Here is a 13,635-nt window from a genome sequence, read left to right as displayed (position 1 = left end):
TAACAAACGGGCAACGGATTTCGACCGTATCGATTGTTTGGAATGCATTGACAGAGGCGGTCCCCATGGTTCACCACGCGATTGACAGCGAAGCCACGGCTGCGAGGCGGCTGCGTTTCGGGATCGTGCTTTTGCCCAACTTCACGTTGACCGCGTTCTCCGGCTTCGTCGACCTGCTCAGGCTCGCAAGCGACGAAGGCGACATGAGCCGACCGGTGCGGTGCTCGTGGACCATCGTCGGAGAAAATCTCGTTCCGGTTCGCGCCAGTTGCGGAATCCAGATCACACCGTGGAAGACGTTCGACGAGGCCGAGCCGTTCGACTATGTCGTGATCGTCGGCGGACTGCTGCATTCGGGACCGCCGGCCAGCGACGCAACACTCGCCTTCATTCGCGCGATGGCTGAAACGCCGGCCACGCTCGTGGGACTCTGCACGGGCGCGTTCGCACTCGCAAGGGCCGGCGTGATGAACGGATATCGAATTTGCGTGAGCTGGTTTCACTACTGGGATTTCGTCGAGCGTTTTCCGCAAGCCGATGAGCGCGACCTTGTTGCCGACCGGCTCTTTGTGATCGACAGAAGGCGCATTACGTGTTCCGGTGGCCGTGCGTCGATCGACGTTGCCGCGGCGATTCTGTTGCGCCATGTCGAGGCCACGATCGTGCGCAAGGCGCTGCGTATTCTGCTCGTGGACGATGCGCAAAAAGGCAACGCGCCGCAACCGCATCCTCCGGGCCTCGAGCCGGCCACGCATCCCAAGGTTCGGCGCGCGATTCTGCTGATGGAGCAACACGTTGGCCAGCCGCTCAGTCTGCCGGATCTGGCGCATCGGCTCGATGTTTCGGTTCGCCAGCTCGAACGCCTTTTCACGACGGAAACCGGCAAATCTCCGGGTGCGTACGCAAGGCAGATTCGTATCCGCATGGCGTCGTGGCTCTTGACCAGTTCGGACCGCACCGTTGCGGATATCGCTTCGTCATGCGGTTTTTCCGACGCCTCGCATCTCGGCCGCGAGTTCCGCAAGGAGTTTGGGGAGTCGCCCAACGAATATCGCACGACGCGGCTGTCGAATGTTCATGAGACGCTACTAGGCACGCCAGAGGCGGATACGCTGTTGCCTGATGTCGTGCGGCCCTGAATCCCGCACGCCACGGGTCACAGCCAATCGGTCTCGAAGGCGCAACCCGTCAAAGAGGCACAGCCGTTCTCGGTGAGCACGACTTGTTGCTCGAGCTTGACGCCCTGCGTACCGCCTTGCGCACCGATGTAGCTTTCGACGCACACCGTCATGCCAACTTCGAAGCGGCCGTCGTAGCCCGAGCTGTCCCAATCGATCTGGTGGGCAATCGAGGGATATTCGTCGACCATGCCGATGCCGTGGGCCAGGCCGCAATAACGGTTCTTGACGAACGGCTCCGGAATCTTCCACGCTTTTTCCGAGAACTCGCGAAACGTCATGTCTGGCCGCAGGAGTTCCACATTGAAATGGACCTGCGCATACGCATACTCGTAGAGCTTGCGCTGCTCGTCCGAAGGACGACCGTCTCCAACGAGCCACGTGCGGGAGATGTCCGAACAATAGCCGTTGGGTCCGACCATATCCGTGTCGAAGGCAAGAAGGTCGCCTTGCGGCCGGCCCACACCTGCATGTTGGAAGTGTCGGTCGCATAGCGAATGTTCACCGGATCATATAGCAGGATGGCGGGCACGTTGTGGTTGCGCAGTTGCTCCTGCACGCGCGCGAGCCGCCAGGCCCGGATGTCACGCAAAACCGCGTCTTTGCCGTTCGGCTCGATTGTGTTGCGTGCCTCATCGAAAACCGGGGCGCTCGTCATCCTCTTTCTCCTGGCATAGCTTTTATGGTGTGTTGCCATTGAGTATTGGAGGGTGGGGAGCACAGCGTCAATGCGCTTTATTTTCCTGGTCGCATTACATTGGGTTATGCGTAGACGCGGCGTCGGCGCCTCGCGTATGAATCGCGGGCTCGCCCGCTGAAACAAGCGGGCGGGCGCCGGGCGCGCCTCAAGCCAACGCTTTGGCGTGAAAGGCCATATGCTCGCCGATAAAGCTGGCGATGAAGTAATAGCTGTGGTCGTAGCCTTCGCGAACGTTGAGCGCCAGCGGTTGCCCCGCCTTTTCGCAGGCCGCCTGCAGCAGTTCCGGCCGTAGCTGCGTATTCAGGAATTCGTCGCCGCCGCCTTGATCCACGAGTAGCGGCAAGCGTTCGCTCGCGTTGCCGACCAGCTCCACGGCGTCATACAGTTTCCACGCCGCGCGGTCATCGCCGAGGTAGGCGGCGAGCGCCTTCTCGCCCCACGGCACCTGGCTCGGTGCGACGATCGGCGAGAACGCGGATACGCTGCGATAACGGCCCGGATTGCGCAGCGCGACGACCAGCGCGCCGTGGCCGCCCATCGAGTGCCCGCTGATCGAGCGCGCGTCGCTCGCTGCAAACCCGGCTTCGACGACGGCGGGCAATTCGGAGACCACGTAGTCGTACATGCGGAAATGCTTCGCCCAGGGTTCGCGCGTGGCGTTCACGTAGAAGCCCGCGCCCTGGCCGAGATCATAGTCGGGCGAATCGGGCACATCGCTGCCACGCGGACTGGTGTCCGGCGCGACGACGATGATCCCGTGTTCCGCCGCGTAGCGTTGCACGCCGGCCTTGGTGATGAAATTCTGCTCGGTGCAGGTCAGGCCCGAAAGCCAGTACAACACGGGACATTTCTCCCCGCGCAACGCGGCCTCGGGGAGATAGATGCCAAACTTCATTTCGCCGCCAACGGTGGAAGAGGCGTGCTTCCAGACCTCCTGGCTTCCGCCGTGGCTGGCGTGTCGTTCAATGCGCTCCATAAGCGTTTCAGGCCTCCCGGTAAGTGCCTTTGGCCTTGGCAGCCTGGGTGGAGAGAAGATCCATGAGCGCGGGGCTCAGGCAGTCGTACGGCTCAAGCCCCTTGTCGCGCAGCGTCTGGCGCACGTCGGCCATGGCCGAAGGCGGCGTGCCGCTCTCGATGATCGAGGAGACGAACGCCGCGAAGCCGGGGCCGTCCCAGCCGGCATCTTTCGACAACTCGGTATGAATGAAGTCGAGACCGTAGAACGCGTGATCCTTCTTCTCGATGCGGCCATACAGGTGCGTACCGCAGGCCGTGCAGGCGTGACGCAGGATCGTGGCTTTATCGTCCACGACCTTCAGCTTTTCACCGTGCGCCGTGACCGTCAGCTTGTCGCGCGGCACGACGCCCACGACGGAGAACACCGCACCGGCGGGCTTCCAGCACTGGGTGCATCCACAGGCGTGGTTGAACAGGACCTGCGAGTCGATGCGCACTTCGACCGGATCTTGCGCGCACTGGCAGCGCAGCGTGCCGCCCGCGAAGTTCCCGGCGCCTTTCTGGATGCCGCGGTCAACGGTGGGGTGAATGGCTGAGGCCATGGTCTCTCTTCTTCCTTGCGTGTCAGTAGTGAACGACGGTCCGGATCGATTTGCCCTCGTGCATCAAGTCAAAGGCTTCGTTGATGCCCGAGAGCGGCTTCGTGTGGGTGACGAACGGCGCGAGCTGGATCTTGCCCTCCATCGCGTCTTCGACCATGCCCGGCAATTGCGAGCGGCCCTTCACGCCGCCGAAGGCCGTGCCCAGCCAGCGGCGGCCGGTCACGAGCTGGAACGGGCGCGTGGAGATTTCCTGTCCCGCGCCGGCCACGCCGATGACGACCGACTGGCCCCAGCCACGGTGCGCGCATTCGAGCGCCGCACGCATCACGTTGACGTTGCCGATACATTCGAAGCTGTGATCCACGCCCCAGCCCGTCATGTCGACGATCACCTGTTGAATGGGCTTCTCATGATCCTTGGGGTTCACGCAGTCGGTGGCGCCGAAGGCGCGCGCCAGATCGAACTTGCCCGGATTGGTGTCGACGGCGATGATGCGGCCGGCCTTGGCGAGCTTCGCGCCCTGGATCACGGCGAGACCGATGCCGCCCAGGCCGAACACGGCGACGGTATCGCCTTCCTGGACCTTGGCGGTGTTCTTCACCGCGCCCAGACCCGTGGTGACGCCACAGCCCAACAGACACACCTGCTCAGGATTGGCTTGCGGGTTGATCTTCGCGAGCGAGACTTCGGCCACCACGGTGTACTCGCTGAACGTGGAGCAGCCCATGTAGTGATAGAGCGGCTGGCCGTTGTAGCTGAAGCGGCTCGTGCCGTCCGGCATCACGCCCTTGCCCTGGGTCGCGCGCACGGACACGCACAGATTGGTCTTGCCGCTCTTGCAGAACAGACACTCGCCGCATTCGGCGGTGTAGAGCGGGATCACATGATCGCCGGGCTTCACGCTGGTCACGCCTTCACCCACTTCCACGACGATCCCGGCGCCCTCGTGGCCGAGCACGACGGGGAAGAGGCCTTCGGGGTCGTCGCCGGAGAGCGTGAAGGCATCGGTATGGCAAACGCCGGTATGCGTAATCTTGACCAGCACCTCGCCCTTGCGGGGCGGTTCGACGTCGATCTCGACGATCTCGAGAGGCTTGCCCGGCGCAAACGCAACTGCAGCACGCGATTTCATAGTAGTCCTGTAAAAAAAGGGGTTCGGCCAAATCGGCGCGGGAAATCCCGCGGTGAGCTAGCGTAAATAGGTCCGAACGAGGGTCACGACATCGTCGATCGATCCTGGGGACTCTGCTGATCCCGCAAGGTGTGTGAATTCTTCGCGCAGGTGGCTTTCGAGCACACCGGCCATCACGCCGTTGATCGCGCCGCGAATCGCCGCCAGTTGCTGGAGCACCGGCGCGCAGTCCGCGCCTTCCTCCAGTGCGCGCTCGAGCGCGTCCAGCTGGCCGCGAACCTTGCGCACGCGCGTGAGCACGCGCTTCTTTTCTTCGGGGGAATGAGGCATGACAGCGTCGATTGAGGATACTGTGGGGCAGTATAGGTGAATACTGGCAGGGAGTATACGTTTGCATCGATGTTGCCTACGCCATGCAAGGTGAATATCGGGGCTGTTCCCTCAGGACATGCGGCGCATAATGAGCCCATGTTGGTCCCTGGCCGCGACGAGGTTGTATGCGCTGCACAAACTGCGGATTCGAGAATCCCAACCAGGCCAGATTCTGCGAAGCATGCGGGACCATGCTCACGCGCGCGTGCCCCCGCTGCGGGCATGAGGCCGCCGCAGCCGCCCGATTCTGCAACGAGTGCGGGGCGCAACTCACCGCGACGCAGGAGTCTGCGCAATCCACTGCGGAACCGCCGCCTGCGCCAGTTCACTACACCCCCCATCACCTGGCCGAGCGTATCCGTGCCGAGCACGTCGCCATGGAGGCAAGAGGCGAGACGGCGGGGGAACGCAAGACCGTCACGGCACTGTTCGCGGACATGGCCGGCTCCACGGCCTTGATCCACGGCCTCGACCCGGAAGAGGCCCACCACCTGATCGAACCCGTCGTCGCATTGATGATGGAAGCCGTCCACTATTACGAGGGCTACGTCGCCAAGTCGCTGGGTGACGGCATCCTCGCACTGTTTGGCGCGCCGATCGCCCACGAAGACCATCCGCAACGCGCGCTTTTCGCGGCCTTACGGATGCAGCAGGCCATGCGCCGGCATGGCGACCGCATTCGCCTGGAAAAAGGCATTCCGCTGCAGATCCGTGTAGGCGTGCACACCGGCGAGGTCGTCGTGCGCTCGATCCGCACCGACGATCTGCACACCGATTACGACCCGGTTGGCCACACGATTCACATTGCGGCGCGCATGGAGGGCATCGCCACGCCCACGTCGATCCTGGTGAGCGAATCGACTCACAAGCTCGCCGAAGGCTACTTTGAGTTCAAGGCGCTGGGGGCAGCCCAGGTCAAGGGCGTTCCCGAGCCGCTTCCTGTGTACGAGGTGCTGGGCCCGGGTGCGCTGCGAACGCGACTGCAACTGGCTGCACATCGCGGCCTCGCGCGCTTCGTCGGGCGCGAGACGGAAATGGCGCACCTGAACCAGGCGCTGGAAACGGCGCGGTCGGGGCGGGGACAGGTCGTTGGCGTGGTCGGCGAAGCCGGCGTCGGGAAGTCGCGGCTCTTTCACGAATTCAAGGAGCGCTCCCGGCGAGGGTGCCTGGTGCTGGAAACGTTTTCGGTCTCGCACGGCAAGGCATTTGCCAATTTGCCGCTGATCGAGCTCTTGAAGAGCTATTTTCAAATCACTGCGCGAGACGATGAGCGGCGTTGCCGTGAAAAGGTCGTCGGCAAGGTGTTGACCCTCGAGCGTAGTTTCGAGGACCTCGTGCCTTACCTGCTGTATCTGCTCGGCACGGGAGAATCCGCTCCGGCGCTGGCGGATATGGACCCAAAGGTTCGCCGCGACCGGACCTTCGACGCCATCACGCAGCTTCTCTCGCGCGAGAGCCAAAGCCAGCCTGTCGAATTGCTGTTCGAAGACCTGCAATGGCTAGACCGTGAAACCGAGGCGTTCCTCGTCTATCTTGTCGAGCGCGTGCCGGGCACCCGTATCCTGCTGCTCGTGAACTTTCGGCCGGAGTATCGGCCGGCGTGGGAATGCAGCCAGCTCCGGCTCGAAGCGCTCGGACCGGGCGAAGCCCAGGGACTCCTGACGGTCCTGCTCGGCGAGGATGCCTCGCTCCTGCCCCTCAAGCAGCGCATCCTCGAAAAGACGGAGGGCAATCCGTTCTTCATGGAGGAAGTGGTGCAGACGCTCGCGGAGGAGCGCTCGCTGCTCGGCGAGCCGGGGCGCTACCGGATCGAGCGGACACCGGCCGCGCTGCACATCCCGACTACGGTGCAGGGGGTGCTCGCCGCACGTATCGACCGGCTTCCGCTCGCGCAGAAGGAGCTGCTGCAAACGCTCGCCGTGATCGGCAAGGAGTTTCCGTTCAGTCTGATGCAGCGCATTTGCGGTGGACACCTCGCGCGCACCGACGACGATCTGCGCGAGCTGCTCGCGCACCTTGAAGCCGCGGAGTTCATTTACGAGCGGCCGGCTTACCCGGAGGTCGAGTACTCGTTCAAGCACGCGCTGACGCAGGAAGTGGCGGGCCATTCGCTGCTCACGGAACGTCGCAGCGCGTTGCACGAGCGCACCGCGAAGGCAATCGAAACGCTGTTTCCCACACGTATCGCGGACTACTGCAGCGAACTCGCGCATCACTACAGCCTGAGCGGCAATATTCCGAAGGCGGTGGAATATCTGCACCGCGCGGGGCAGCAGGCGCTCAGGCATGCCGCCGATCCTGACGCGATGCATCACCTCGGCGCCGCCCTGGGGCTGCTCGAGCGATTGCCCGATACGCCCGCGCGCGCGTCCCACGAGCTGACGTTGCTGCTGGCGCTGGGGCCGGCCTTGATGAACGTGCGCGGCTATGGCGCGCCCGAAGTCGCGGCGACCTACACGCGCGCACGGCAGTTGGGCGAGCAGCTCGGCGAGACGCCGCAGCTATTTGCGGCGCTGCTTGGGTTGAGAATCCACAACATGACGCGCGCGCAGTACGCGGTTGCGCGTGAACTGGGCGAGCGCATGCTGCGCATGGCGGAGCATGCAAAGGATCTGGACTGGCTGCTGGAGGCCCACGGCGCACTCGGTGCGTGCCTCTTCCTGCAGGGGGAACTGGACGCGGCCGCTGCGCACCTGGAACAGGCGCTCGCTCTCTATGATCCCGAGCGCCATCAGGCCCATGTGTTCGCGCATGGCGTGGATCCCGGCAGCCGGGCGCTGAATTTTCTGGCCTTGATCCGTTGGCTGCAAGGCTATCCCGATCAGGCGCGCAAGCGCAGCATGGAGGCGCTTGCGCTCGCGCAGAAGCTTGCCTACGGCCCGACGCTCGCATTCACGCTCGCTTACGTGGCCGAGCTACATCAGTTGCGGCGCGAGGCGCCGCTGGTTCGGGAACGCGCCGAAGCGGCCCTCACCGTCGCGAACGAACACGGCTTGCCGTACTGGCTCGCCTGGGGAACCATCTTGTCGGGCTGGGCGCGCATCGAGCCGGGCTGCCTGCAGGAAGGCATCGCCCAGTTGCGCAAAGGCTTGCACGCCGAGCAGTCCGCTGGCGGCGAGGAACATCGCTCGTACTTTCTCGCCTTGCTGGCCGACTGCCAGGGCAGAGCCGGCGACGTGGAAGGCGGCCTGCGCACGCTGGAGCAAGCCATGGCGATCGTGGACGCAACCGGCGAGCGTTTCTACGAGGCCGAATTGCATCGGCTCAAGGGCACCATGCTGCCCGGTGCGTCGAGCGACGAGGCGCAAGCGTGCTTTCTCAAGGCGATTGCCGTGGCCCGCGCGCAGGGCGCCAGGTCGCTGGCGTTACGCGCAGCTTCGAGTCTGGCCCGGCTATGGCAGCGCGCAGGTCGAGCCGACGAGGCGCGGCAAGTGCTCTTCGAAGGCCTCGACACGTTCACGGAGGGTTTCGACACCGCCGACCTGCGAGAAGCCAGGACATTGCTGGACGCGCTCGTATCGAGCGATGCATAAGCGATCGATGACGGACGTGGATGAGCGTACCGCCCGAGGAGGCGACCCATGGCGACGAAGCGAACAAGAAGCCAGAAAAGAGATCACGACCCCGCGGCGCCCAGGCAGATCGCGCTGGCATTGCAGGGCGGGGGGATGCACGGCGCGTTCACATGGGGCGTGCTCGACCGCCTGCTGGAGGACGAAAGGCTCGCGATCGAAGGCGTGAGCGCGACCAGCGCCGGCGCGATGAACGGCGCGGTGCTCGCGTACGGGCTGTTAAAGGGAGGCGTGGGCGGCGCGCGCCAGGCGCTGCACGACTTCTGGCAGGCAGTTTCCGAGTCGGCCGAGCGCTACAACCCGCTGCGCTGGGTGCCGTGGATCAAGGGCTCGCACAGCTTTGGGCTCGATCATTCGCCGCTCTACGCGATTGCCGACATGATGCTGCGCGTGTTCTCGCCTTACCAGTTCAATCCGGGCAACCTGAACCCGCTGCGCCAGGTGCTCGAAAGCCAGGTCGACTTTGCCGCGCTGCGCAAGGCGTGCCCCATTCTGCTGTACCTGTGTGCGACCAACGTGGAGACGGGCAAAATACGCCTCTTCACCGGTGAGGACATCTGCGCGGACGCCGTGCTCGCCTCCGCATGCGTGCCGACGCTGTTCCATGCGGTCACGATCGCAGGCGAGCACTACTGGGACGGCGGTTATATGGGCAATCCGGCCATTTATCCGCTGATCTATCACTGCAAGGCGCGCGACGTGGTGATCGTCCACATCAACCCGCTCGTGCGTCCCGGCGTACCGGTCACGGCGGCGGACATTCTCAATCGCATCAACGAGATCAGTTTCAACTCGTCGCTCATGCGCGAAATGCGCGCGATTGCGTTCGTCACCGAGTTGATCCAGCAAGGCAAGCTCGCTCGCGACGAGATGAAGGAAATGCTGATTCATTCGATCCGCTCCGATACCGCAATGTGCGCGCTCAGCGTGTCGAGCAAGTACAACGCCGATTGGGATTTCCTGTGCGAGCTGCGCGACAACGGCCGCAAGGAAGCGGATGCCTGGCTCGCGCAGCACTACGCGGATATCGGTCAGCGCTCGAGCATCGATATCCGCGAGGAATTTCTCTGAGCATCGCGCAGTGCGCAAAGGAGCAGGGGTGAACCGCACGCAGGGACGTTTCGTCGAGTTATGGTCGCGCAGCGGGGGGGCGCGCGCCGAGGCCGTCTTTGCCGATCTCGCGCGCCGTTATGGCGAACCGGGGCGGCACTACCACACGTTGCGCCACGTGCGCCGCTGCCTGCGCGATTTTGACCGGGCGCGCGAGGCCATTGCGCATGGCGATCTCGTGGAGCTTGCGCTGTGGTGCCACGATGTGATCTATGTTCCGGGCGCTCAGGACAATGAACAGCGCAGCGCGGAGTGGCTGCGGCGCTGCGCAGACGATCGTATCGCGACATGCGAGCGTATTTGCGAAGCGATTCTCGCGACCCGGCATACCCGCGCTCCGGATGAGCTGGATGCGCGCTTCGCGTGCGACATCGATCTCGCGTCACTCGGCGCACCGCGCCGCCAGTTTCAGGACAACGGCGTGCGCCTGAGGGCCGAACGTCCGGACCTCGACGACCACGCGTACGCCTTGCAGGAGCGGCGGATTCTGGAAGCCTTGCTCGCGCGGCCGCGCATCTACCTGACCGATTACTTTCATTCGCATTGCGAGGCGGGGGCACGCGCCAATCTCGCGTGGCGGCTCGCGCAGCCGACGCCGGGCGCCGGGACATGAGGCCAGGTATGCCATTCAGGATTTCCTGACCGAATATTCAGCAAACCCGCGCGCCAATTTACGGCTTAATCGCATGTGGCCGTGTGATCCCCGTGCCGTTATGCCAGTCATGATGCAAACGAGCGAGAGCGGCGAATGCATACCTATCCAATGAACCCGGAACACGCGCGAACATGACCGATAGCAAAGACGCGCTGAGCGTGCTCAAGTCACAAGTGGCAGCAACGACCATCAAGATTTCGCATCTCGCGGCAAGGTCGCTCGTCATGCAGAAGTTCATCGAGTTGGCGTTGCCGAAACTCACGCCGGCGCAATGCGGCGAGATCCATGGCTCGCTCAGGCAAGTGCTGGAAGACGTCATGACGGTCATGGACGACGTCACGCTGCCAGGCGCCTATCACGCCGCGTTTCTCGACAAAACCAACGAGATGCTGCGTGCGCTCGAAAAGCGCCAGGCGGATGAAGAATAACTACCCGAGTTCGTTGTCGGCGGGGAGGGCCCGATTGGCGCTTTCCGGCGTCTCGACGAACACGATGCGAACCGTCGATCCAGGGCCGTCCCGGCTTTCGATCTGAAACTGCGCGCCAATCATCCGTGCGCGCTCCTGCATGCCCTGTAGCCCATACGAATCGCCACGGATCGCTTTCGCCACGTCGAATCCGTTCCCATCGTCATGGACCTCGAGTTCGAAATGGTTGTGGATGCAACGCAGGACGACCTCCGCATGCGAGGCGTGCGCGTGCCGGCTGACGTTGGTGAGCGCCTCCTGGACGATGCGGAACACAGCCGTCGCGCGGTCGTCGCTCAATGAAGGTTCACGACCTTCGAACCGGAACGTGCAGACCGTTGCGTTGTGTCGTGTGAAGTCCTGAACGAGCCATTCGAGCGCCGAAAGAAGGCCGAAATTCAGCGCGGCCGGCCGCAAGTGACTCGCGACGTTGCGCACGATGTCGATGGTGCGTTCAGCCAGCCCGCCGATGTCGCCCACCTTTTGTTTCCACTCGGCCCCCTGGCTCAGAGCGAGCTTGAGCAAGGACACATTGATCTTGATTGCGGTGAGCAACTGGCCCAGTTCGTCGTGGATCGTCATGGCGATCTGCCGCCGCTCTTCTTCGCGGATCGATTCCTGATGGGACGAAAGCTGGCGCAACTGTTCGCGTGAATGCCGCAGCAACTGCTCGGTTCGCGTGCGTTCGCGAACTTCCTCCTCGAGTTGATCGCGATGGCGTGTGAGTATCTCCATCGCCTGCTTGCGGCCCGAGATATCGGTCAACTGTCCTTCGAGGCATTGGGGTCCCGCGCCGTCGTAGCGTATGCCGCGGGCGTTGAGCTGACACCATACCGCGGTGCCGTCGGCGCGAGTCAGTTCGATTTCCAGCCCCGCGATCTTGCCGGCCAATTGCAGCATCGCGAAGAGCTGGGCGATTTTCCCGTTAGAGAAGGGTTGTGGCGGAGCAAGAACCGCGGTCGCGTTATCGCCAGGTACCGTCATCATGCCCGGGACGTCGCGATAGCCAAGCAGCTGAGCCATCGCGGGATTGGCGTCGCAGAGTTTGCCGTTGCGATCGAGTACGAAGAATCCCTCGAGTGAATTCTCGATGATGCTGCGGTACTTGCGCTCGCTCTCCCTGAGCGATGCCGTCGAGTCGCGCAGCCGCTCCGCCATCACGTTGACGCGCGCGCCGAGCCGCCCGAGCTCGACACTGGACTCGATGGCGCACCGGCTGTCCAGATCGCCGGATGCGATGCGGTCGACCATTTCCTCGAGGCGTCGGATGGGCTCGCGCACCAGGTGTTTGATGAGCAGAAAGGTCGTGACGTACACCACGGCGAGCACGAGCGCCAGGGTTCCCAGCACCGCTGCGCGCGCGGCCTTGAAACCCCGATCGGCAGCGGCCCTTGTCAATACCACGCGGACCTCACCGATCTTTTCGGGCGGCGCGTCGCCGGGCGGCGTGAATTCTATCGGCCGCACGCGAACCACGCGCGCCTGCGGATCAGGCATCGGCGCGTTGCTCGCGTCGGCCAGCACACCATAATTTGTCGCGGTAACGGTGAAGCTAACCACCTCCGGATTCGGTTTCAGCACATTCAGCTGCCGCGCAATCGCCTCGCGATCGACATTCCAGAGCGGCTGCGCAAGCGACTGACTCAGGAGATCGGCAATGCGGTTCGCGCGTTCGTCGAGTTCCGCGATCCGGCGTTCGCGCGCATGCTCCAGCAGGAAAAAGGCCGACGTGCCCGCCACCAGCGTACAGAGCACCACCAGCGAGAGCATGAGCTGCGCGTGCAGGCTGCGTGGGAAGCGCGCACGCGAAAGAGTTCGCTGCATCACGCGGCCTTTGAAGCGGAATTGAGCAGGGTGTCGAGATCGAATGTGTACGCGCCTGCACGCCGGCTTTGAATGCGTGAGAAGCCGCTGAAGTCGGGCGACGTGCGGCCTTGGAAGACAATCTCGGCGTAACGCCCGGCGTCGCTGCTGTCGAGCACCTTCAGATAGTCGAGCCGCTGACGCGGGCCGCCAACCTGCGCAAAATCCGCGCCGTAGTGGTAGTCGTGAATGAGGACCATCGCGCAGGCGCCGATGAACTGGTCGCCGGCAACGATCGCGGCCAGCTCGCCGCGCATGACCGAAGCCACGGCTTCGGGCAGCGCACCCAGGCCGCCAACGATGGTGGACAGATGCCGCTCTTGCACCGCACTCAATGCGCCGAGCGTCATCGAATCGTTGGCAGCCCAAAGGATATTGGCATCCGGATAGCGTGAGAGCAGCACGCGTGCTTTGTCGCGGCCGTCGGAAAAGCTCCAGTCGCCGTAGACGATCTGATCGATACGGTCCTGCGGCCGGCGCGCCAGCGCGGCCTGCACTCCGGCGGCGCGTTCCGCCGAAACAGGCGTGGCAGGGTCGCCAGTAATGCCGATCACGCGTGCGGGCCCACTGCCGTTCAAACGGCGCAGGTAGTCCATGAGCCGGAAGCTTCCGCGCTCGGCATCGGCGGTGACGGTGCCGATCCAGTTCGCGATCCGGCCGCGCTCGTTGCCCGTTTGCGCGCGCTGGGCTTCGGTCAGATCGTTGTGGATCAACAGGACTTTGGCCGGCGAGCGCGCCAGCGTTTGCAGCATCTGGGGCGCGGCCATCTTTTCGTTGACGATCACCACATAGTCGGGCGCTGCTGAACGCGCAGCCACAGAATCGGCCTGGCGGAGCATCAGCAGATGATCGCGCTCCGCGTAAAGCACTTCTAGCTGCATGCCGAAGCGTCTTGCAGTCGCGGCCATGAAGCGCGACACGAGTTGCCAGTGTTGGCCCGTATCGTGTTCCACGCTTTCGCCGGGATTCAAAAATACGACGCGTGCTGGCGGGCGGCTGACCGGCAACGCCATGGTCGCCCGCATCG

12 protein-coding genes are annotated in these 13,635 nt (G+C 63.7%); 5 read left to right on the top strand and 7 right to left on the bottom strand.

What is annotated here, in order from left to right:
- The first annotated feature begins 65 nt into the window (after positions 1-65).
- Positions 66-1,139: a GlxA family transcriptional regulator gene (locus M3I54_RS29615; protein ID WP_254342234.1), complete on the top strand. Its 1,074-nt coding sequence runs from the start codon at positions 66-68 to the stop codon at positions 1,137-1,139.
- 17 nt (positions 1,140-1,156) lie between these two features.
- On the opposite strand, the gene M3I54_RS29610 is transcribed toward M3I54_RS29615, so the two are convergent.
- The 5 genes from M3I54_RS29610 to frmR all read right to left on the bottom strand — a co-directional run bounded on the left by M3I54_RS29610 (position 1,157) and on the right by frmR (position 4,899).
- Positions 1,157-1,600: a Xaa-Pro peptidase family protein gene (locus M3I54_RS29610; RefSeq protein ID WP_254342232.1), complete on the bottom strand. Its 444-nt coding sequence runs from the start codon at positions 1,598-1,600 to the stop codon at positions 1,157-1,159.
- Between the two features lie 423 nt (positions 1,601-2,023).
- A complete protein-coding gene (gene fghA, locus M3I54_RS29605) occupies positions 2,024-2,854 on the bottom strand; it encodes an S-formylglutathione hydrolase (RefSeq protein WP_254342230.1) in 831 nt (276 codons plus the stop codon).
- A 7-nt stretch (positions 2,855-2,861) separates the two neighbouring features.
- The gene (gene gfa, locus M3I54_RS29600) at positions 2,862-3,437 is read right to left on the bottom strand and encodes an S-(hydroxymethyl)glutathione synthase (RefSeq protein ID WP_254342227.1); all 576 of its coding nucleotides are present in this window, start codon (positions 3,435-3,437) and stop codon (positions 2,862-2,864) included.
- A 22-nt stretch (positions 3,438-3,459) separates the two neighbouring features.
- Positions 3,460-4,569 carry an S-(hydroxymethyl)glutathione dehydrogenase/class III alcohol dehydrogenase gene (locus M3I54_RS29595; protein ID WP_254342225.1) on the bottom strand — a complete coding sequence of 370 codons (1,110 nt, stop codon included), beginning with the start codon at positions 4,567-4,569 and terminating at the stop codon, positions 3,460-3,462.
- Positions 4,570-4,626: 57 nt separating this feature from the next.
- Entirely contained in the window at positions 4,627-4,899 is a 273-nt protein-coding gene (gene frmR, locus M3I54_RS29590; RefSeq protein ID WP_028203886.1) for a formaldehyde-responsive transcriptional repressor FrmR, read from the bottom strand.
- 167 nt (positions 4,900-5,066) lie between these two features.
- On the opposite strand from frmR, the gene M3I54_RS29585 reads away from it, so the two are divergent.
- The 4 genes from M3I54_RS29585 (at position 5,067) to M3I54_RS29570 (ending at position 10,706) form a co-directional block, all read left to right on the top strand.
- Positions 5,067-8,474 carry an adenylate/guanylate cyclase domain-containing protein gene (locus M3I54_RS29585; RefSeq protein ID WP_254342222.1) on the top strand — a complete coding sequence of 1,136 codons (3,408 nt, stop codon included), beginning with the start codon at positions 5,067-5,069 and terminating at the stop codon, positions 8,472-8,474.
- A gap of 48 nt (positions 8,475-8,522) precedes the next feature.
- A complete protein-coding gene (locus M3I54_RS29580; protein ID WP_254342220.1) occupies positions 8,523-9,584 on the top strand; it encodes a patatin-like phospholipase family protein in 1,062 nt (353 codons plus the stop codon).
- A 28-nt stretch (positions 9,585-9,612) separates the two neighbouring features.
- On the top strand, positions 9,613-10,236 hold the full coding sequence (locus tag M3I54_RS29575) for a hypothetical protein (protein ID WP_254342218.1): 624 nt from the start codon (positions 9,613-9,615) through the stop codon (positions 10,234-10,236).
- A gap of 173 nt (positions 10,237-10,409) precedes the next feature.
- A complete protein-coding gene (locus M3I54_RS29570; protein WP_254342216.1) occupies positions 10,410-10,706 on the top strand; it encodes a hypothetical protein in 297 nt (98 codons plus the stop codon).
- Here M3I54_RS29570 and M3I54_RS29565 read toward each other — a convergent pair whose 3' ends face one another.
- Both M3I54_RS29565 and M3I54_RS29560 read right to left on the bottom strand, forming a co-directional pair.
- Positions 10,707-12,569, bottom strand: coding sequence for a PAS domain S-box protein (locus M3I54_RS29565; RefSeq protein ID WP_254342214.1), 1,863 nt, complete (start codon positions 12,567-12,569; stop codon positions 10,707-10,709).
- Positions 12,569-13,561 (bottom strand): ABC transporter substrate-binding protein, encoded by a 993-nt coding sequence (locus M3I54_RS29560; RefSeq protein ID WP_254342212.1) that lies wholly within the window; start codon positions 13,559-13,561, stop codon positions 12,569-12,571. Before M3I54_RS29560 ends, M3I54_RS29565 begins: the two co-directional genes overlap by 1 nt.
- Between the last annotated feature and the right edge of the window lie 74 nt (positions 13,562-13,635).

Source organism: Paraburkholderia sp. CNPSo 3274 (assembly GCF_024206475.1).
In the GTDB taxonomy this organism is placed as follows: Bacteria; Pseudomonadota; Gammaproteobacteria; order Burkholderiales; family Burkholderiaceae; genus Paraburkholderia.
This window is presented reverse-complemented; position numbering and strand designations above follow the sequence as displayed.

Coding starts and splice junctions, on each gene's coding strand:
- M3I54_RS29615 (WP_254342234.1), top strand. CDS start 66: ATGGTTCACCACGCGATTGACAGCGAAGCCACGGCTGCGAGGCGGCTG.
- M3I54_RS29610 (WP_254342232.1), bottom strand. CDS start 1,600: ATGGTCGGACCCAACGGCTATTGTTCGGACATCTCCCGCACGTGGCTC.
- fghA (WP_254342230.1), bottom strand. CDS start 2,854: ATGGAGCGCATTGAACGACACGCCAGCCACGGCGGAAGCCAGGAGGTC.
- gfa (WP_254342227.1), bottom strand. CDS start 3,437: ATGGCCTCAGCCATTCACCCCACCGTTGACCGCGGCATCCAGAAAGGC.
- M3I54_RS29595 (WP_254342225.1), bottom strand. CDS start 4,569: ATGAAATCGCGTGCTGCAGTTGCGTTTGCGCCGGGCAAGCCTCTCGAG.
- frmR (WP_028203886.1), bottom strand. CDS start 4,899: ATGCCTCATTCCCCCGAAGAAAAGAAGCGCGTGCTCACGCGCGTGCGC.
- M3I54_RS29585 (WP_254342222.1), top strand. CDS start 5,067: ATGCGCTGCACAAACTGCGGATTCGAGAATCCCAACCAGGCCAGATTC.
- M3I54_RS29580 (WP_254342220.1), top strand. CDS start 8,523: ATGGCGACGAAGCGAACAAGAAGCCAGAAAAGAGATCACGACCCCGCG.
- M3I54_RS29570 (WP_254342216.1), top strand. CDS start 10,410: ATGACCGATAGCAAAGACGCGCTGAGCGTGCTCAAGTCACAAGTGGCA.
- M3I54_RS29565 (WP_254342214.1), bottom strand. CDS start 12,569: ATGCAGCGAACTCTTTCGCGTGCGCGCTTCCCACGCAGCCTGCACGCG.